Below are 18,967 nucleotides of genomic sequence, written 5' to 3'. Positions count from 1 at the left end.
TCGTGAGGTTTTCATCCACTTACCTTGCCGTTTTTCGAGGCCAGCCATGGAAGCGGATTGATTGCTTCCCCGTTCTGGCGCATCTCCAGATATAGTTTTGGCGAAGTTTCACCCATAATACCAACAGGTTCGCCCGCCAATAGATATTGTCCTACCACACTGTCCAGCCGATCAAAACCGGCGATAAGGCTATGGTATCCTTCGCCGTGTTCGATAATCAAGAGCCGGCCATATCCGCGGAACGGACCTGCAAAGACAACTTTGCCGTCAAAAGGTGAGACAACCTGCGCATTTGCGCGTGTGCTGATCTCAATTCCCTTGGACCTGTTTACGGTCAAACCATCCGGGCCGCGTGATTTTTCACCAAAAAGTGTAACCACTTTACCACTGGCGGGCATGCGGAGGTTGCCTTGTGCCAGTGTGATCGAGCTGCCAACAGCGAATTCTTCGTCGCTGGTGTCGTTGCCGCCGGTCTTGCCCGCATCAGATTTGCTTTCGGGCGGCGGTGGCGGTGTGTTTTTGGCAATTGTTGTCGCACCAAGCGTGTCTGCATCCGGTTCGGTACGTGTCGCAACACGAACTTCCGGACGGGCGCGCGGGCGTGGCAGCCCTTCGGCACGATTTTCCAGATTACGCAAAAGCTCGCCCAGTGATTTGGCTTCATCGGCAAGTGCACTTACCGCCTTGGCGGCTTCTTCGGCTTCGGCCTCTGTCTGGGCGCGTAGGCGGCGCTTTTCATCCAGAAGGGCGGCAAGAGATGCGCGTTCTTGTTGCAATTCCTGGGTGGCAGCGGCCAATTCGCTGCGCCGATTGCGAATATCTTCGCGCAGCGTGGCAATTTCGCCCAGTTCCTTGCGCAAATCGCGGGCGTGCTGTTCGACACCGGGCAGGGCGGCCTTAAGTAACACTGCCGAACGCAACGTATCCTGCGGAGATGTCGGGAGGGCAATAACCGCTTCGGGCGGGGTGGTCGACAGGCGCTGCAGGGCCATGAGGATGCGGGCATATTGCCCGGCCTTGTCTTCGAGGCTGGTGGCTGCGACCTTTTCACGTGCTTCAAGCGTTTCGAGCTGATCTTCCAGCTCGGTCAGCGTCGTTTCAAGGCGCTGGGTGCGTCTGGCGACAGATATCGCCTCGGACTGAAGGGCTTGTTCCTCGGTCCAGAGTTCCCGTGATTTGCGCGACAGGAACTCTTCCTGCTTTTGCTGTTCGGAAAGCTGGTTTTCAAGTTGATCAAGTTGCTGATCAACCTTTTGCAGCGATTGGGCAAAAGAAGGCGCAGCCCCGCCTGCAGCAAAAACCGCAAAAGCGATCAGCGCAGGCAGGGCGATCTCATAAGCTAACTTAGCTCGCAAGAAGCGCGTCATTCTGTTTCAGGCCCTTAAGCAAGGGTTTACCAGTCATTTCTGCCGGTTGCGGCACGCCAAGCAATTGCAGCAAGGTCGGTGCGACATCGGCCAAACGACCATCTTCCAATGTTACCCCTTCCGGACCGTTAACAAGGATGGTCGGAACGAGATTAAGTGTATGTGCCGTGTGCGGTTCACCGGTTTCCGGATCGACCATCACTTCGCAGTTGCCGTGATCAGCAGTAACAAAGGCAACGCCACCGACAGACTTGATCGCATCAATCACCTTGCCAAGGCAGGTATCAACCGCCTCGGCGGCCTTCATCGCGGCTTCAAGGATGCCGCTATGGCCGACCATGTCGGGGTTGGCAAAGTTCAGGATGATGGTGTCGTATTTTTCCGACTTGATGGCGGCGACCAGTTTTTCGGTGACTTCCGGTGCCGACATTTCCGGCTGCAGGTCATAGGTCGCGACTTTGGGGGAGGCGACCAGAATGCGGTCCTCGCCCTCGAATACCTGTTCTTCGCCGCCGTTAAAGAAGAACGAAACATGCGGGTATTTTTCGGTCTCGGCGATGCGAAGCTGCTTCATACCTGCCTTGGAAACCACTTCGCCAAAGATGTTTGGCAGGGTCTGCGGCGGATAGATCGCATCCATGTATTTGGCATGTTCGGACGAATATTCGACCATCCCGGCCTGAACGGCGAACTTGACCGGCGTGCGGCGATCAAAGCCGTCAAATTCCGGTGCGCAAAGGGCGGCAAGGATTTCACGTGCGCGATCCGCCCGGAAATTGGTCATCAGAAGGCCGTCGCCGTCCTTCATGCCGTCATAATCGCCAATCACGGTTGGCAGAACGAATTCATCGGTGGTGCCGGCTTCATAGGCGTTGGCAATCGCAGCCTCCGCACTGTCAGCACCGCGGCCATCGGCGTAATTCTTGCCCTGAACCATGGTGAAATAGGCCTGGCTTACGCGTTCCCAGCGATTGTCGCGGTCCATGGCGTAATAACGGCCGGTGACGGTGGCGATTTCAACATCAGCATCGCCGATCAGGGCGCGGAATTTCTCAAGGAACTTGGCGGCACTTTTCGGTGCGGTATCACGGCCATCAAGATAGGCGTGAATTTTTACCGGCACACCGGCACTCGCAATGATCTTGGCTAGGGCAGCCATGTGGGCCTGATGGGAATGCACCCCGCCTTCGGACAGAAGACCCGCGATATGGCAAACGCCCTTGGAATCGGAAAGTTTGGCGATGATCTTTTTGACGGTGTCGGTATCGGCGATGGTGCCGGTTTTGACGGCCTCGTCAATTTTGGGCAGTTCCTGCATGACCACACGGCCAGCACCCAGGTTCATGTGGCCGACTTCCGAATTGCCCATCTGACCTTCGGGCAGGCCAACATCCAGACCGCAGGCCTTGAGGAACCCGGTTGGATTGTTGGCGTAAAGGTCATCCCAGACAGGCGTGTTGGCAAGGGCGACAGCGTTGTCCTTGCTTTCTTCGCGATAACCCCAGCCGTCCAGAATGCACAGCACCACAGGGCGCGGGCGCTTTACGGAATTCGATACAGTCACGTTCATAAACCCCACAGATAAAGGAAAAGGCTGAATGTCCCGTAAATATGGTGACTTACGGGCTCTTTCGCTATCAATCCCGCCATGCGGACAGGGTGGGTCAGTCTTCGCGCACGACAGGTACATCAATTACCCGGGCAATTTAGCACGATTACCGTTGCTTAACAGCATCTGCCGCAGAAAATTTTGCAGATGCAAACCAGTTCTTTTGACAGTGTCTAAAGACGCAGATAGTGTTCAATCTGACGGTGAACCTCTGAGGTGGCAGAAATGTTATCTCGCACCGTGACGGGAGAGTTCGGATATCACGCGATTTGCATGATGTACGGCGCCGAAGGAGCAATGCCTCATAAACACTCTCAGGCAGATGGACCGTCACGGAAGAGGCTCTGGAGAGAGAAACCAAAAAGCGCCTGGGAGAAAGCGCTGGTCAGGTTTCCACCGAAGGATGAACGCCCCAAGCCGATCTTGATCGGGCAGGGCGGATAATCTCAGGTCAAGGGACAGAGGGGGCAAAAACACCGGTTCGTAAACAGCGCGAAAACAAGCGCGTTATTGAGCCGTGAAGGAGGCCCTTGATGACAAATCCCGCGACCGATCCCTCTTCGGGATCGCAAAAGAAATCCCAACATGACGTCAACCTTTCGGTTGTCGACCTTTACACGATTGGTATCGGTCCTTCGAGTTCGCATACGGTTGGCCCGATGCGTGCGGGATATCGTTTCTGCCTTGAGCTTGAGGCGCGCAATCTTTTGCAAAAGACCGGCAGTGTTGTGGTTGATCTTTATGGGTCGCTTGCCCTGACCGGCAAGGGGCACGCAACCGATACTGCGGTGATCATGGGCCTGAATGGCAAGCGCCCGCGCAATATTGATCCTGATGATATTGTGCCGACTGTGAAGGCGATTGATGAAACCAGTCAGTTGCAGCTTTACGGGCAGTATCCGGTTGCGTTTAACCGCGATACCAATCTGGTGTTTCATTTCACCGAAACCCTGACGCAGCATCCCAATGGCATGCGCATTACTGCCTTTGACCACGATGGCGTGAAAATCCATACCCAGGAATATTTCTCGGTCGGGGGTGGCTTTATCGTTTCCAGTGACGATCACGGTGCGGAATATTCCGGCGATAACATCACCTTGCCATTTCCGTTTTCGTCCGCCGATGAACTGATGGAAATCTGCAAGCGCGAGGGGCGCTCCATCGCGGAAATCATGATGGAGAACGAGCAAAGCTGGCGCAGCTCTGATGAAACCATCGCTTTTGTTGATCGCGTTCACGACGCGATGATGAACTGCATTGACCGTGGCATCAAAACCGACGGTATCTTGCCCGGTGGCCTGAATGTTAAACGCCGGGCATCAAACCTTTACAAGGAACTGACCGAAAAGCCCGAAGCCGGCCTGCGAGATCCGCTAACAGTGATTGACTGGGTTAATCTTTATGCCCTTGCCGTGAACGAAGAAAACGCCGCAGGTGGTCGGGTTGTGACCGCACCAACGAACGGGGCGGCCGGTGTTATTCCCGCGGTTCTGCGTTATTACGAGAAGTTTGGTGCCAACGCCAATCAGCACAAAATTCGTGAATTCCTTTTAACTGCGGCGGCCATCGGATCGATCTATAAAAAGCGCGCCTCAATCTCGGCGGCCGAAGTTGGCTGTCAGGGCGAGGTCGGTGTTGCCTGTTCAATGGCGGCTGGCGCGCTGTGTGCCGTGCTGGGTGGAACGCCCGAACAGGTCGAAAACGCTGCCGAGATCGGGATGGAACATAACCTTGGCCTGACCTGCGATCCGATTGGCGGTCTGGTGCAGGTGCCCTGCATCGAACGCAACACCATGGGTGCGGTCAAGGCGATCAATGCGGCACGTCTGGCATTGCGCGGTGACGGACAGCATACCGTGTCGCTTGATAAGGTGATCGAGACCATGCGTCAGACGGGACTCGACATGCAAAGCAAGTACAAGGAAACCAGCCAGGGCGGTCTTGCGGTCAATGTCAACGTGGTCGAGTGCTGATCCCAACTCTTAAGAATAGGGCGGAAAACCGGGCTTTTGGGTATCTGATATGTAAATTATACGGTTTTCTGTTCTTGTTTCTTGCGACTTGCGGTTGGTGTTTTGCTATGATTTGCCGACTAAAAATAGGGGCAAAGACCCCAATATCGGTTGGACATAGACATGAGCAAAAAACTGTTCCGCATTTACATCGCGGTCAGTCTAGATGGCTTCATTGCGCGTGCTAATGGTGCGGTGGACTGGTTGGGGGAATATGACCCGGCCGAGTTCGGCTTTGATGACTTTCTGGACTCCGTCGGTACGCTGATCATCGGGCGAAACACCTTTGATCAGGTGATGGAATTTGGCGACTGGCCCTATGAGGCCCGCCGCACAATCGTTTTGACTTCACGCGACCTGCCCAAAGATCGGCCTGCCAATACCGAGGCCTATGGCGGGAGTATCATCGAACTGGTCGATCAATTGCGCGACCGGCGGTCAGCGGACGGTGACATCTGGGTCGTCGGCGGGGGCAGTGTGGTGACACAGTTCCTGTTTGGCGGTTTTGCCGATCAGCTTGATATCTTTACGATCCCGGAAGTGCTGGGCTCTGGAATATCGTTGTTCGGGCGTGACGCCGGGGGCATCAAACCCCGTCTTCTGGCGTCCGAGCGATACAATTCCGGTGTTGTGCGCAGCCAGTACGGTTTGGCCTAAGCCCGAAAATAAACGAGCCCGCATCTGGTGAACCGGATGCGGGCTTTGTGTTTCTGTGCGATTTTGGCGCAGGATGAAGGCTTAGATCTCTTCAAGTGCCTCAAGCGATTCCGGCAGGATCTGACCACCATCGACCACGATCTGCTGGCCGGTGATATAGGCCGCTTCATCGGATGCAAAGAACAGGGCGGCATTGGCGATATCCTCGACACTGCCCAGACGTTTCAGCGGGATCGAGTTTGCCATCGAGCTCAGATAATCCTCGCCAAGATCGGCCAGTCCCTCTGTCATGATATTGCCGGGCATGACGGCATTGATTGTCGTGTTATAGCGCGACAATTCCATGGCGGCGGTCTTGATAAAGCCAAGCTGGCCGGCCTTTGACGCGCCATAGTGCGACCATCCGGGATAACCGGTAACCGGCCCGGTGATCGAGGACGTGATCACCACGCGACCCTTGCCGAGTTTTTCGAAATAGGGAATGCAGGCCTTCACGCACAAGAAGCTGCTTTTAAGGTTGGTCGACATCACCTGATCCCAGTCATCCGCCGTCATATCGACCATCTTGACCTGTGGAAAGATTCCGGCATTGGCGCACAGGATATCAATCCCGTCAAAGGTCTTGGCCGTGTAGTCGGCAAGCGCGGAAACCTGATCAAAATCCGAGACATCACACAGGAACATATCGGCGGTGCCCCCGGCAGCCTTGATTTCATCCACCGTCGCGGCCGCGTCCTTTTCGGTGCGGGCGGCGATCATGACCTTGGTGCCCTTGCTGGCAAATACCTTGGCGATGCCCTTGCCAATGCCCTTTGAGCCACCGGTGATGATGACGCTTTTGCCGGAAATCGAAGTCAGCATGGTCGATCCTTTCGTGAAGTCATTGGGCAATGCGCCAGCTTTGCGGTGTGCTGCGGATTGCCGGTTCCGTGATTGTGCGCTGCGTTATGTTTTCTCGATGATTGGTCGAAATATTCCGTGATGCAACAAAAAATGTTGCAAGTTACACATTTCGTGCCGCATTATTCACAAAATAGCATTGAGGCGGTCGTGGAACGGGGCGCAACATCCGTTTCGAGGCGTTCAGAGATAGCGACAGGAGGCATCAATTGGGCGGCATTTACGATGACAACATGATTGATGTCCTAAAAGAGGGCGCCATATCAGTGCTGCCCGGTTGGGGCATGGAGCCGGATGCCGAGGTGTCTCTTCTGACCGTTTCGGAAAATGCGACCTTTTTGGCAACCGATCCAAATAGCGGAGCAAAACTGATTCTGCGCGTTCATCGGCCGGGCTATCACACCCGTGCGGAAATCGAGTCTGAGCTCGCCTGGATCAATGCCCTTCGGGCCAGTGACATCGTCGACACACCCAAGCCACGCATGCGCAGTGACGGGTCACTGGTTGCCGAGTTTGATCAGGGCGGGGTCAGTCGCCATGTGGTCGCGTTTGATTTCATGCGTGGCGCCGAACCCTCTGCTGATGAGGCGCTGGTTGATGGATTTTTCAAGCTGGGCGCGATCAGTGCGCGCCTGCATGGTCATGCGCGGCAATGGACGCGATCGGTTAATTTTGTGCGCAAAAGCTGGACGTTCGATACCACCCTTGGCGCCAATCCGCATTGGGGGGATTGGCGGGACGCAACGGGCCTTGATGACGATGGTCTGGCGTTGCTTGAACGTCTATGCAGCCATCTTGATCAGAAGCTTGCGTCTTTCGGGATGGGCAATGATCGATATGGTCTGATCCACGCCGATTTGCGTTTGGCAAACCTTCTGGTCGATGGCGACCGGCTGGGTGTGATTGATTTCGATGACTGCGGTTTTGGCTGGTTTGGTTATGACTTTGCAGCAGCGATCAGCTTTATCGAACTTGATCCGATTGTCCCGGCACTGAAAGAGGCCTGGGTCGAAGGATACCGGACCGTAGCCCCGTTTTCGGCCAGTGACGCGGCGATGCTTGATAGCTTTGTGATGCTGCGTCGCCTGCTTTTGACTGCCTGGATCGCAAGTCATCCGGAAACACCGACCGCGCAGGAAATGGGCACGGGCTTTACCGCCGGGACCCTGCAAATGGCGCAGGATTATCTGACAGCCGAGAATGCGAAATGAAGCCTGTGCGCCCTATCCTTGATATGAACGCCTATGATGGCAAAACGTCTTTCGCGCAGACCAAGGAGGGCGATGACCTTTTGTCGCGCCGCACCCGGAACTTTGGCGCGGCATCGGTTCTGTTTTACCGCGATCCGATTGAAATGGTGTCGGGATCAGGCTGCTGGATGACGGCGGCGGATGGCACCAGCTATCTGGATTTCTATAACAATGTGCCCTCGGTCGGGCATTGCCATCCGCGTGTGGTGGCCGCCATGGCCGAGCAGGCCGCGAAGCTTAATATCAACAGTCGTTATCTGCACCAAACGACCGAGGAATATCTCGATCGTCTGAAGGCGACATTTCCGAATTACCTTGAAAACATCGTCCTGACCTGCAGTGGCAGCGAGGCAAATGACCTTGCGTTGCGCATTGCCCAGCGTGCGACGGGTGCCAGTGGTTTTATCGTGACTGAGTCCGCCTATCACGGCAACACGGCAGCGGTGACCGACATTTCGCCATCTGCATTCAAACGGGGCAACCTGCCCGATCACGTCATTGCCATTCCAGCCCCCAGCAAGCTTACCTACGGCGATGATATCGCTGCTGGTTTTGCAGATGAGGTCAACAAGGCCGCACTGGTTTTGCAGGATCGCGGTTATGGGGTAGCAGCCCTGATCGCCGACAGCATTTTTTCGAGTGACGGTGTGTTTTCCAACCCGCGTGGTTTCCTGCGTCTTGCGGTCGCGATTGTCCATCGGGCAGGCGGGCTGTTTATTGCCGATGAAGTGCAGCCGGGATTTGGCAGAACCGGCGATGCCTTTTGGGGCTTTGCCCGACACGATGTCGAACCCGATATCGTCAGCATGGGCAAACCGATGGGCAATGGTTTTCCGATGGCGGGCATTGCCGTGCGTCCGGAATTGCTCAGCGCATTTTGCGACGATGTCGGATATTTCAACACCTTTGCCGCAAGCCCGGTGGCATCGGCGACGGGCTTGGCCGTTTTGAATGTTATCCGCGATGAAAACGTTCAGACCAATGCAGCACTTTGTGGCAAATCATTGCGCGAAGGGTTGCTACATCTGGCCGATATTGATGGCCGCATCAGCGATGTACGCGGGGCTGGCCTGTTTATCGGTGTTGATCTGTCACCCGATGGCGACCCGAAAAATACCAGCGGGCAACTGGTCAGTGATATCATTAATGCCATGCGCGAGAACCGGGTTCTGATCGGGGCGGCCGGGAAATACGGCCAGACATTGAAAATCCGCCCGCCGCTTTGCCTGAAATCGTCCGAGGTCGATTTCTTTATCGAGGCGCTGGCGAAGTCGCTGCGCGCCTGTCGCTAAGCGCCCGGACCGCGATTTAGGGATCAGTTGCGCGTCGCGGCCTTGATCATACAGCCGCCGGCACGGATGGTTTCATCAAGAACCCCCATTGGGCTTTCATCCGTGACCAGAATATCGACCGACGTCCAGTCGCAATAGCGCGCCGGGAAGGCCTGATTGAACTTGGTGTGATCAGCAACGATCATGCTCCGCGTGGCACGTTCCATCATGACGGAATAAACGTCAGCTGCCTCAATAAGGGCATCGCTTGCCCCGTCACCATCAAGGCCACTGGCCCCCAGAATGGCCCATTCCACCCGATAGTTTTCAAGAAACCGCACGGTCTGCGCGCCATGCATCGCACCTTCCTGTGCGTGATAAAGACCCGGCGCCATGATCACCCGGATCGTCGGGTTGATGGCAAGTACGGTGGCAACGCCAAACGAATGGGTGATGACGGTGAGATCCGTCATGGTCACTGCCAGTCGTTTGGCGACATGAACCGTCGTGGCCCCGGATCCGATCATGATATGGCGCGCACCGGCCAGAACCGGGACGGATTGCTTGGCGATGCTTTCGCGTTCGGCAATGTGAAGTTGATGGCGTTCATTCAGGCCCGGTTCGCTGGCCTGACGGCGGACAGCACCGCCATAGGTACGGTTGATCAGCCCTTGCGACGTCAGTTCGTCAAAGTCGCGTCGAATGGTTTCATTCGAGACATTCAAACGTTCGGCCAGATCCGCGATCCGCAATGACGGTTCGAGGTCCAGTTCGCCAAGAATGCGTTGTTGTCGAAGGGATTTCTTGTTTGCTGCCATGGCGCGATGATAGTGCCCGGACCATCATCGCGCCAGCCGTTTTAAGCAATCCGTCAATCAGAATTCAGCCCGTATTTGCGGCAATGGGCGTGGTAGCTGCTGGCCAGTTCGTCCGCCCCGATCAGATTACCGGCTTCGTCCTTGTAGGTCAGATGATGTTCAATCGGCTGACCCTGCCAAAGCTTTTCAATCTCGGCCCGTTTCGGCGTCTTGCGGAAATCGGCAATGAAGTCGTTGATGGCGCAAAGCAGCGGATAGGACGCAGGTTCCGCTGCGACCGCCGCGACATAGAAGAACGGGTGCGGCAGGATCGGTTTGGGCAGAACTTCCAGACGACCATGCCAAGGGCTTTGCGGGTTCTTCGACGCCCAGTAAAACACAGGATGGTCGCCGGCAAAGGCATCAATCGCTCCGTCGGCAACCGCATCATGCACACGCGAAATATCGCCATAGGCGATCATGTTCGAAAGCTTGGCAATACCACCGTGTTTGTTTTCATTATCCGCCCAGCGAAGACCAACATCTTCAAGCACGGCAAGGGCGGCGGGGTCATTAACCGTGCCCAGTACCTTGCCCTCAAGATCGGCAATGGTGTTGATCGATGTGTTGTCCGGCCGGCGGATCAGCGAAAAGTTCAGATAGGTGTAGGTATCTGAAAACGCGACACCCTTATAAAAATCGTTGGGCGGCAAGGCGCACCAGACAACATCGGCGGGTGGTTGTCCGGCCTTTTTGCCAACAAACAGAAGTTCGGTCAAAAGATCCCACGGATGTTCAATGAACTCGCACTCAACGCCGATGGATTTGGCAAAGGCCTTGGCATAGTCGATATCAATACCATGCAGCGGGCCACCTTTTTGCGGGCGGAACGATGCCCCGACCAGTGCCGGGTCAATGGCGATGCGGATTTTGCCGCGCGCCTTGATATCGGCAAGGCGGTCATAGGCCGGGTCTTCGGGAATGTAACTGGCGGCCAGAAACTGCGAAAGCTTGGTCGATACGTTTGCTGTATCGGTGGTGCAGTTTGAAAGTTTGGCGATTTCGCCCGATGCCCAACTAACCTTGCTGCGTGTGCGGGCCGATGAGTCTTTGCTGGCATCGAGCAGTTCAAACACGACCTGATTGTGGCCGCTGATATGTTCAAGGCGTCCCGACATCTGGGCAAAGCGATCCTTAAGCCCGCCAAGCGCCTCTTCGATTTCACCACCCAGGCTATCAAGGTCATTGCCGATATTGCCCATGCTTTCGCGCAAGGATTTGGTGACATCGGACAGATCAATCAGATCGACGGCCTCATTGGTGCGCTGCATGGTGCTTTGCGCCAGATTGCCAACCTCCTTGGCAACAACTGCAAAGCCGCGCCCATGTTCGCCGGCGCGGGCGGCCTCGATCGTGGCGTTAAGGGCGAGCAACTTGATCCCCTTGCCGATATCTTCAATCGCACTCAGAACCTTTGCCGCACCTTCGGCCTTGGTTTCCAGGTCCTGACTGATCTTTTCAAGATCGCCACGAATGGCATCGGTTTTCGACGAGACCGTTGCGCGCGTGCTTTCCTGCACATCGTTGGCAGTATGGGTGCTTTCTTCGATTTCGCGTCGTGTCTGTTCAAGGCCGGTGCGCAGATTGTTGGATCGCACATCGATCTCGCGCATCAGGCTGTCTTGGGTTTCGCCCGCCGTATTGGCGAATTTCAAAAGGTTTTCAATGTAATCAAGGGCCGTGGAAATACCGCGCATCAGCCCGTCAAGTTGGTCGGCTTGTGGTGGTGGGGCATCCGCCTGCATGGGCTGTGTGTCTGATGACTGTTGCAGCTCGTCCTGATCGACCAGGTCCGCACGCGGTGCCAAGATGGTTTCTTCCATTTTTCAAAGCCTCACCACTGCCACTGAATTTTGTGAATTTTTATTTCTTATAAGGAAACTCTATCGTCGGGTGGAAAATGTTGCAAGGCAGCATGTTATGAAAGTTGATAACAGGTGCTGTGATGCCTTGAAGTTGCAATGCTTTTCAAATCTTGCAGGGCGCCTTGCACCGGCACACCAGAATTTTGTGTTGCGTTGCAATGTCTAGTGATCGGCGATGCCGAACTTGCGGCAATGGGCGTGATACAGGGTTGCCAGTTCATCGGCCCCGACCAGGTTTCCGACCTCGTCCTTGTAGGTCAGGTGATGTTCAAGCGCTTGGCCCTGCCACAGTTTTTCGATGTCGGCGCGCGCAGACGTGCCACGGAATTCGGCAATGAATTCGTTGATCGCACACAGCAATTTCCAGGATGCCGGTTCGGCGGCCACGGCGGCAGTATAGTAATAAGGCAGCGGCAGGATATTACCCGGCAGGACTTCAATGCGGCCATGCCATGGGCTTTCCGGGTTATTTGCCGCCCAGTGGAAGATCGGCTGATCAACCGCAAAGGCATCAACGGCCCCGTCGGCCAAGGCATCATGCAGGCGTGTCTGGTCGCTATAGGCAATCAGGTTGGAAAGCTTGGCGACGCCGCCCGGCTTGCTTTCATTATCCGCCCAGCGCAGCCCCTGTTCTTCAAGAACCTGAAACGCCACAGGATCATTGATGATGCCCAACACCTTGCCATCAAGGTCCGAAAGGCGATTGATCGCCGTATTCCCGGCCCGCCGACAAAGCGCAAAGTTGAGATACGTGTAGGTATCTGAATAAGCGACACCCTTGTAAAAGTCGCTGGGGGGCAGGGCACTCCAGACCACATCGGCGGTCGGTGCACCGGGCTTTGCGCCAACAAAAAGAAGCTCTGTCAGAAGATCCCAGGGATGTTCAACGAATTCACAGTCAACGCCCAGCCACTTGGCAAGTGCCCTTGCATAATCTGCATCAAGGCCGCGCAACGGATCATTTGGCTTCAGGCGGAATGACAGCCCGACAAAGGCCGGTTCAATGGCGATGCGGATTTTGCGGCGCGCCTTGATATCGGCCAGTCGGTCATATGTCGGATCATCATGCAGGTGATGGGACTTCAAAAACTGCGCAAGGTTGTCTTTCGCCAATGTCGCATCCGAAAGGCTTGTGCTCAGTGCCTTGGTATCATTATGCGCCCAGGTGACCTTGCCGCGTGTGCGGGCCGATGCATCCTTGCTGCCCGCCAGCAATTCAAACACCACCTGATTGTGCTCGGAAATGTCAGCCAGTCGTTCCGACATGTTGGCAAAGCGTTCCTGAAGGGTCGTCAGGGATCCTTCGATTTCATTGCCAAGGCTATCAAGGTCATTACCGATACTGGCCATGCTTTCACGCAGCGCCTTGGTAACATCCGAAAGATCAATCAGATCGACCGCCTCGTGGGTGCGCTGCATGGTGCTTTGCGCCAGATTGCCGACTTCCTTGGCAACAACGGCAAATCCACGGCCATGATCACCGGCACGCGCCGCCTCGATCGCGGCGTTAAGTGCCAAAAGCTTGATGCCCTTGCCGATATCCTCAATCGCGCTCAGGACCTTGCTGGCACCTTCGGCCTTGGTTTCCAGTTCGGCGCTGATGCGTTCAAGGTCGGTTCGGATAGCGTCGGTCTTTGCGGCCACTGTGGCGCGGGTGGCTTCCTGAACGTCATGGGCAACAGAGGTGCTGTTTTCGATCTCGCGCCCGGTATCATCAAGCCCTGCACGCAGATTGTTTGATCTCACGTCAATTTCGCGCATCAGGCTGTCCTGGGTTTCGCCCGCCGTATTGGCAAATTCCAGAAGATGCTGGATGTAATCCAGTGCGGTGGAGATCCCGCGCATCAGGTCTTCGATGCCAGCACTGGTTTGGGCGACCTTGTGTGCAGTTTCTCCGTCCCGCGTAGCCAAAACGGTTTGTTCCATATTCAACGCCTTACCATTGCCCAAGAGTCATTCTTTGATTTTGGGAATATTTTTTTCTTGTGGGGAATGTTAGCGGCGCTGTTTGCATGTTGCAAGGCAGCATGGGCTAAAACGAGAAAATATCTTTATTTTCTCGGGCATAAGTTGAGCCACGGTATAGGGTGCCTTGCACTGCAGGTAGGGCCTGCCCCTATCTGTATGCCGCAATGCGGCATTATTCGCGGTGATAGGGATGATTGGTCTGAATGGCGTGGGCGCGAAACAGCTGTTCGGCAATCAGGGCGCGGACCAGCATATGCGGCCATGTGGCCTTGCCCAGCGACCAAAGCGTATTGGCCCGTGCTTTCAGGGCTGCGCCATGCCCGTCCGCCCCGCCAATGGCAAAGGTGATATTGCCAGCATATTGATCCATCCAGCCTTCAAGCTTTTGCGAAAACTCGATCGATCCATATTCCTTGCCGCGCTCATCCAGCGCGATCAGGAAGGCATTTTCCGGAATGACACCAAGCAGAAGTTCTGCTTCGCGGTCTTTAAGCTGATTGGGCGGGAGTTTCTTTTTTTCTTCGACTTCGCGCAGCACAAAGGGCCAGCGCAGTCGGGCGGCGTAATGGTCAAAAAGATCTTTCTCGGGGCCGGCTTTCATCCGTCCCACCGCAGCAAGGGTGATTTGCATGTCGCCGATCCAGACCGTTACGCAAGATATCTGTTTGGCGCCGTTACCCGCCTTGGGCAGGCGCCAAACAGCGCGGGCTGTTAGTACAGCCGCGCTGCCTGCTGTTTCAGAGCCGGGTTTTCAACGCCCCACATCTCTTCGATGTTGTAAAAGGCACGAACTTCCGGACGGAAAAGATGAACGATGACATCGCCCGTATCGACCAGAACCCAGTCACCCTGTTCCTTGCCTTCGGCCAATGCACGGCCCTGACCGGCATCCTTGATGGCTTCGACAAGGTGTTCGGCCATGGATGCGACCCGGCGCGATGACGAGCCGGTTGCGATGATCATGTGATCGGCAAGGGAGGTTTTATCGGTCAGATCAATGGTAACAAGGTCTTCGGCCTTGTCATCTTCGAGCGTTCTCTGGATCAGCGAAAGCATTTCGCCGGAGGTCAGAGTCTGTTTTGCGGTACCTATGGTCGCCACCTTAATGTTTCGCGCGAAGGCCGGACTTCACCAGCCAAATACATCGCTGCGATGCTTACACCTGCCATCTGCCTTCGGCGCGAATTGCGGTCGAAGAGGCCGGATGGCGCTTGATTGGCAGGTATACCCAGGCCGGAACATCCAGATCGGCCAGCAAACCCGCCCTGTCCATGGGAATACGCCAGCGTTCCATACGGCGCGCGGCGGTTCCGGACAATGCCCTGTTAGAATACCCTTCACGGTCGAGAACCGCAATGGGAGCACGTAAAATCAACCTTTCCCACCATTTCCATTTATGGAACTGGGCCAGGTTGTCTGCTCCCATCAGCCAAACGAACTTTGTTCGGGTAAAACGGCGTTGCAAGGCTGCAAGAGTGTCGGCCGTATAGCGGGTTCCAAGCTCGGTTTCAATTGCAGAAACAACAATGCGGGGATGCTTTGCCATCATCAGTGCCGAATCAAAGCGGTCGGCAAGGTCCGCCATGCCGGTCGATGACTTAAGCGGGTTTTGCGGCGACACCAGCCACCAGACCGCATCAAGCTGTAGGCGTTTCAACGCTTCGAGCGATATATGAAGGTGACCTTCATGGGCGGGATTGAACGACCCGCCCAACAGGCCGACCCGTGGCGGGGCCGCATGTGATCTGGGGGCAGATGACGTCATGGACGGGTCTGACCGTTACCACGAACAATGTATTTATAGCTGGTCAGCTGTTCGACTCCGACCGGACCGCGTGCATGCAGCTTGCCGGTCGAAATGCCGATCTCGGCCCCCATGCCAAATTCGCCACCATCGGCGAACTGGGTTGACGCGTTAACGATGACGATCCCGGAATCCACCCCGTTCAGGAAGGTGGCCGTCGCGGTGGCGTTTTCGGCAACGATGGCATCGGTATGGTGCGATCCGAACGTGTTGATGTGATCAACCGCCTCTTGCACGCCCGACACAACCTTGATCGACACAATCGCATCAAGATATTCGGTGACCCAATCGTCGGCCGTGGCCGGTTTGATGCGACCATCAATCGCCTGTGCGGTTTCATCCCCGCGAAGTTCGCAGCCCTTGGCAACCAGTGCCTCGGAAATGCGGGGCAACAGACGGCCTGCGACCGAACTATCGATCAGGATGGTTTCCGTCGCGCCACAAATCCCGACACGGCGCATCTTGGCATTCACAACAATGTCGACCGCCTTTTGCGGATCGGCACTGGCATGGACATAGGTGTGGCAAAGCCCTTCCAGATGCTTGAACAGTGGAATGCGGCTTTCATCCGTGATGCGCGCAATCAGCGACTTGCCCCCGCGCGGAACGATGACATCAATGTAATCCGACAGTTTCAGCATTTCGCCAACTGCGGCACGATCCGTCACCGGGATCATCTGAAGGGCATTTTCGGGAAGGCCTGCTTCCCGGATGCCAGCCACCATGCAGTCAAAGATCGCACGCGATGAGTGAAAGCTTTCAGACCCACCGCGCAGGATGGCGGCATTTCCCGATTTGATACACATCGCACCGGCATCGGCCGTCACATTCGGGCGACTTTCATAGATGATGCCAATCACGCCAAGCGGGACAGATACGCGCGCGATATCAAGGCCGTTATGTTCCGGGCTCCAACGCGCCAGCTCACGGCCGACAGGATCGGGCAACTCGGCAACGGCCTCAATACCCTTAGCGATGCCTTCTATGCGATCAGAATCCAGTGCCAGACGGTCCAGCAAGGCCGCCGTCAGGCCCTTGGCGCGACCGGCTTCCATGTCCTTGGCGTTGGCGGCAAGGATGGTATCTGCGTTTTCGCGCAGTTTTGCGGCTGCGGCCTTAAGGGCAGCTTCCTTTGGCTCGGCCGGGACCTGTGCGAGTTCGAGTGCCGCCTTGCGGGCCTTGATTCCCATATCGCGCATCAGTGCTGCGATATCCTGGCTTTCGATACTGGCAAGCGCCGTCATGGTCCTGGTTCCGTTCCTGTCATTCTGGCCAGTGCAAAACGCACTTGGCCAATTGTTCTGAGATTTTATCAACAAATTGGCAAAATAGACATCAAACCGGCCATCTGCAATGTCCTTGAGTGGACAAAGCGCGCTGAATGCTTGCCAAATAGTGCGTAGCGGTCCATCTGTTGATGACACAAAGAGATGACATGCCGTGCACATACCGCAATGCTGCCCGGTTGCTGATTGGGGATAAGGTTTTGAAAAATATGGGTTCCGATCAACCGACTGCGCGTGCAGAGTTCGGCGTCGTGAAGACGTTCCTGCCCTATTTGTGGCCGCGCGGCGAGTTTGAGCTCAAGGTGCGTGTTGTTCTGGCTCTGCTGTTTCTGGTCGGGGCCAAGGTGGCAAACGTCTATATTCCGGTGCTGTACAAATACGCGGTCGATGCACTTGGCGGTGGTGACAAGGCCGGTGATGCGGCGGCAAACGCTGCCCAGTCGGGATCAACAGATACCACCGCCCTGATTGTCGTGCCGGTGGCGCTGATTGTCGGTTATGGCCTTGTGCGGATTCTGGTTTCGGCCTTTGGCGAGATGCGCGATGCGGTCTTTGCCAAGGTGGCCCAGCGCGCCATTCGCAGATCTGCGCTGAGCGTTTTTGAGCACCTGCATGGTTTGTCGCTGCGGTTCCATCTGGATCGTCAGATGGGCGGGCTTTCGCGTGCGATTGAACGTGGGGTGAAGGGCATTGAATTTCTTTTGTCCTTCATGCTGTTTAACATCCTGCCGACCTTGCTTGAGATCTTCATGGTCTCGATCATCCTGTGGGCGCTTTATGATGTCTGGTTTGCGCTGATCACCTTTACCACCATTGTGATCTATATCGTCTTCACGCTGGTGGTGACCGAATGGCGGATGAAGTTCCGTCGCGAAATGAACAAGCGTGACGACGAGGCCAACACCAAGGCCATCGACAGTCTGATCAACTACGAAACCGTCAAATATTTCAACAACGAAGCCCATGAATCGACCCGCTATGACAAGGCGCTGCGGGGCTATGAAGTTGCCGCTGTGCAGTCGCAAGTCTCGCTTTCCAAGCTCAATGTCGGGCAGGGTGCGATCATTGCCGTCGGCCTTGTTCTGAACATGTTGCTGGCTGCCCAGGGGGTCAAGGATGGCACCATGACGGTCGGCGACTTCGTTCTGGTGAATACCTATTTGCTGCAGCTTTACATGCCGCTCAACTTCCTTGGCTTTGTCTATCGCCAGATCAAGCAGTCGCTAACAGATATGGAACGCATGTTTTCGCTTCTGGATGTCGAAAAGGAGGTCGAAGACAAGGCGGGTGCCAAAAGCCTTGCCTGTGATGCGGCAACCGTCCGGTTCGAAGACGTGCATTTCTCCTACAACCCGGATCGCAAGATCCTTAAGGGGGTCAGCTTTGAAGTGCCGGCGGGCAAAACCGTTGCCGTGGTCGGGCCAAGCGGGGCAGGCAAATCGACCCTGACGCGGCTGATGTTCCGGTTTTATGATGTGTCGGGTGGCAAGATCACAATTGATGGTCAGGATATCCGCGACGTCACACAGAACTCGCTTCGTCGCGAGATTGGCATCGTGCCGCAGGATACCGTCCTGTTTAACGATACCATTGCCTATAACATTTCCTATGGCCGGCCCGGTTCGGAACAGGGCGAGATCGAAAATGTCGCCAAGCTTGCCAGCATTGACGGATTTATCGCAGGCCTTCCCGAAGGCTTCAAAACCATGGTTGGCGAACGTGGCCTGAAACTTTCGGGCGGTGAAAAGCAACGCGTGTCGATTGCGCGCATGTTACTTAAACGTCCGAAAATCATGATTTTTGACGAAGCCACATCCGCCCTTGATACCCGCACAGAAAAGGATATCCAGCAGGCGCTTCGTGAAGTGTCGCGCGGGCATACCACACTGATTATTGCGCACCGACTGTCCACGGTGATTGACGCCGATGAAATCATCGTGCTGCGCGATGGGCAGGTGGCCGAACGTGGCCGCCATCAGGAATTGCTTGATCGTGACGGCCTTTATGCCGAGATGTGGGCCCAGCAACAGGAAATCCGCCAGGCCGAGGAAATCCTTGCCCACGCGGGTGAAATTCCGGGCTGACTCTTCTGCGGGCAGATTTGAAACTGTGGTTTCGGGC

At 55.7% G+C, this 18,967-nt stretch carries 15 protein-coding genes and 2 riboswitches; of the genes, 5 read left to right on the top strand and 10 right to left on the bottom strand.

What is annotated here, in order from left to right:
* Positions 1 to 11 precede the first annotated feature (11 nt).
* Both FHI25_RS14835 and gpmI read right to left on the bottom strand, forming a co-directional pair.
* Positions 12 to 1,367 (bottom strand): peptidoglycan DD-metalloendopeptidase family protein, encoded by a 1,356-nt coding sequence (locus tag FHI25_RS14835; RefSeq protein WP_210519015.1) that lies wholly within the window; start codon positions 1,365 to 1,367, stop codon positions 12 to 14.
* Positions 1,345 to 2,937: a 2,3-bisphosphoglycerate-independent phosphoglycerate mutase gene (gene gpmI / locus FHI25_RS14830; protein WP_210519013.1), complete on the bottom strand. Its 1,593-nt coding sequence runs from the start codon at positions 2,935 to 2,937 to the stop codon at positions 1,345 to 1,347. Before gpmI ends, FHI25_RS14835 begins: the two co-directional genes overlap by 23 nt.
* 273 nt (positions 2,938 to 3,210) lie before the next feature.
* Positions 3,211 to 3,316: riboswitch (glycine riboswitch) on the top strand.
* 2 nt (positions 3,317 to 3,318) lie between these two features.
* Positions 3,319 to 3,440, top strand: a riboswitch (glycine riboswitch).
* A 69-nt stretch (positions 3,441 to 3,509) separates the two neighbouring features.
* Between gpmI and FHI25_RS14825 the strand changes: the two genes are divergently transcribed.
* Positions 3,510 to 4,949 (top strand): L-serine ammonia-lyase, encoded by a 1,440-nt coding sequence (locus FHI25_RS14825; protein ID WP_210519011.1) that lies wholly within the window; start codon positions 3,510 to 3,512, stop codon positions 4,947 to 4,949.
* 162 nt (positions 4,950 to 5,111) lie between these two features.
* Positions 5,112 to 5,645: a dihydrofolate reductase family protein gene (locus FHI25_RS14820; RefSeq protein ID WP_120225715.1), complete on the top strand. Its 534-nt coding sequence runs from the start codon at positions 5,112 to 5,114 to the stop codon at positions 5,643 to 5,645.
* An 81-nt stretch (positions 5,646 to 5,726) separates the two neighbouring features.
* Here FHI25_RS14820 and fabG read toward each other — a convergent pair whose 3' ends face one another.
* On the bottom strand, positions 5,727 to 6,506 hold the full coding sequence (gene fabG / locus FHI25_RS14815) for a 3-oxoacyl-ACP reductase FabG (RefSeq protein ID WP_210519009.1): 780 nt from the start codon (positions 6,504 to 6,506) through the stop codon (positions 5,727 to 5,729).
* 248 nt (positions 6,507 to 6,754) lie between these two features.
* Between fabG and FHI25_RS14810 the strand changes: the two genes are divergently transcribed.
* Entirely contained in the window at positions 6,755 to 7,756 is a 1,002-nt protein-coding gene (locus tag FHI25_RS14810) for a phosphotransferase (protein WP_210519007.1), read from the top strand.
* Positions 7,753 to 9,087, top strand: a complete 1,335-nt coding sequence (locus FHI25_RS14805) for an aspartate aminotransferase family protein (protein ID WP_210519005.1) — start codon at positions 7,753 to 7,755, stop codon at positions 9,085 to 9,087. Before FHI25_RS14810 ends, FHI25_RS14805 begins: the two co-directional genes overlap by 4 nt.
* Positions 9,088 to 9,110: 23 nt before the next feature.
* Here the strand turns inward: FHI25_RS14805 and FHI25_RS14800 are convergent, their stop codons facing one another.
* The 7 genes from FHI25_RS14800 to FHI25_RS14770 all read right to left on the bottom strand — a co-directional run bounded on the left by FHI25_RS14800 (position 9,111) and on the right by FHI25_RS14770 (position 16,804).
* Complete coding sequence (locus tag FHI25_RS14800) at positions 9,111 to 9,884, bottom strand: DeoR/GlpR family DNA-binding transcription regulator (protein WP_210519004.1); 774 nt, start codon at positions 9,882 to 9,884, stop codon at positions 9,111 to 9,113.
* Between the two features lie 53 nt (positions 9,885 to 9,937).
* Positions 9,938 to 11,746 (bottom strand): methyl-accepting chemotaxis protein, encoded by a 1,809-nt coding sequence (locus FHI25_RS14795; protein WP_210519002.1) that lies wholly within the window; start codon positions 11,744 to 11,746, stop codon positions 9,938 to 9,940.
* A 204-nt stretch (positions 11,747 to 11,950) separates the two neighbouring features.
* Entirely contained in the window at positions 11,951 to 13,714 is a 1,764-nt protein-coding gene (locus tag FHI25_RS20745) for a methyl-accepting chemotaxis protein (protein ID WP_210519000.1), read from the bottom strand.
* Between the two features lie 214 nt (positions 13,715 to 13,928).
* A complete protein-coding gene (gene rlmH, locus FHI25_RS14785) occupies positions 13,929 to 14,387 on the bottom strand; it encodes a 23S rRNA (pseudouridine(1915)-N(3))-methyltransferase RlmH (protein WP_210518998.1) in 459 nt (152 codons plus the stop codon).
* 80 nt (positions 14,388 to 14,467) lie between these two features.
* A complete protein-coding gene (rsfS, locus tag FHI25_RS14780; protein WP_051007601.1) occupies positions 14,468 to 14,857 on the bottom strand; it encodes a ribosome silencing factor in 390 nt (129 codons plus the stop codon).
* A 55-nt stretch (positions 14,858 to 14,912) separates the two neighbouring features.
* Entirely contained in the window at positions 14,913 to 15,521 is a 609-nt protein-coding gene (locus FHI25_RS14775) for a nicotinate-nucleotide adenylyltransferase (protein ID WP_210518996.1), read from the bottom strand.
* On the bottom strand, positions 15,518 to 16,804 hold the full coding sequence (locus FHI25_RS14770; protein ID WP_063089162.1) for a glutamate-5-semialdehyde dehydrogenase: 1,287 nt from the start codon (positions 16,802 to 16,804) through the stop codon (positions 15,518 to 15,520). The genes FHI25_RS14775 and FHI25_RS14770 overlap by 4 nt, the downstream gene beginning before the upstream one ends.
* 251 nt (positions 16,805 to 17,055) lie before the next feature.
* Between FHI25_RS14770 and FHI25_RS14765 the strand changes: the two genes are divergently transcribed.
* Complete coding sequence (locus FHI25_RS14765; protein ID WP_120225848.1) at positions 17,056 to 18,930, top strand: ABC transporter ATP-binding protein/permease; 1,875 nt, start codon at positions 17,056 to 17,058, stop codon at positions 18,928 to 18,930.
* Positions 18,931 to 18,967: the final 37 nt, after the last annotated feature.

The sequence above is a fragment of the Thalassospira sp. ER-Se-21-Dark genome (assembly GCF_017922435.1).
GTDB lineage: Bacteria > Pseudomonadota > Alphaproteobacteria > Rhodospirillales > Thalassospiraceae > Thalassospira.
The sequence above is the reverse complement of the archived record's forward strand: the minus strand, read 5'-3'. Positions and strand labels throughout refer to the sequence as shown.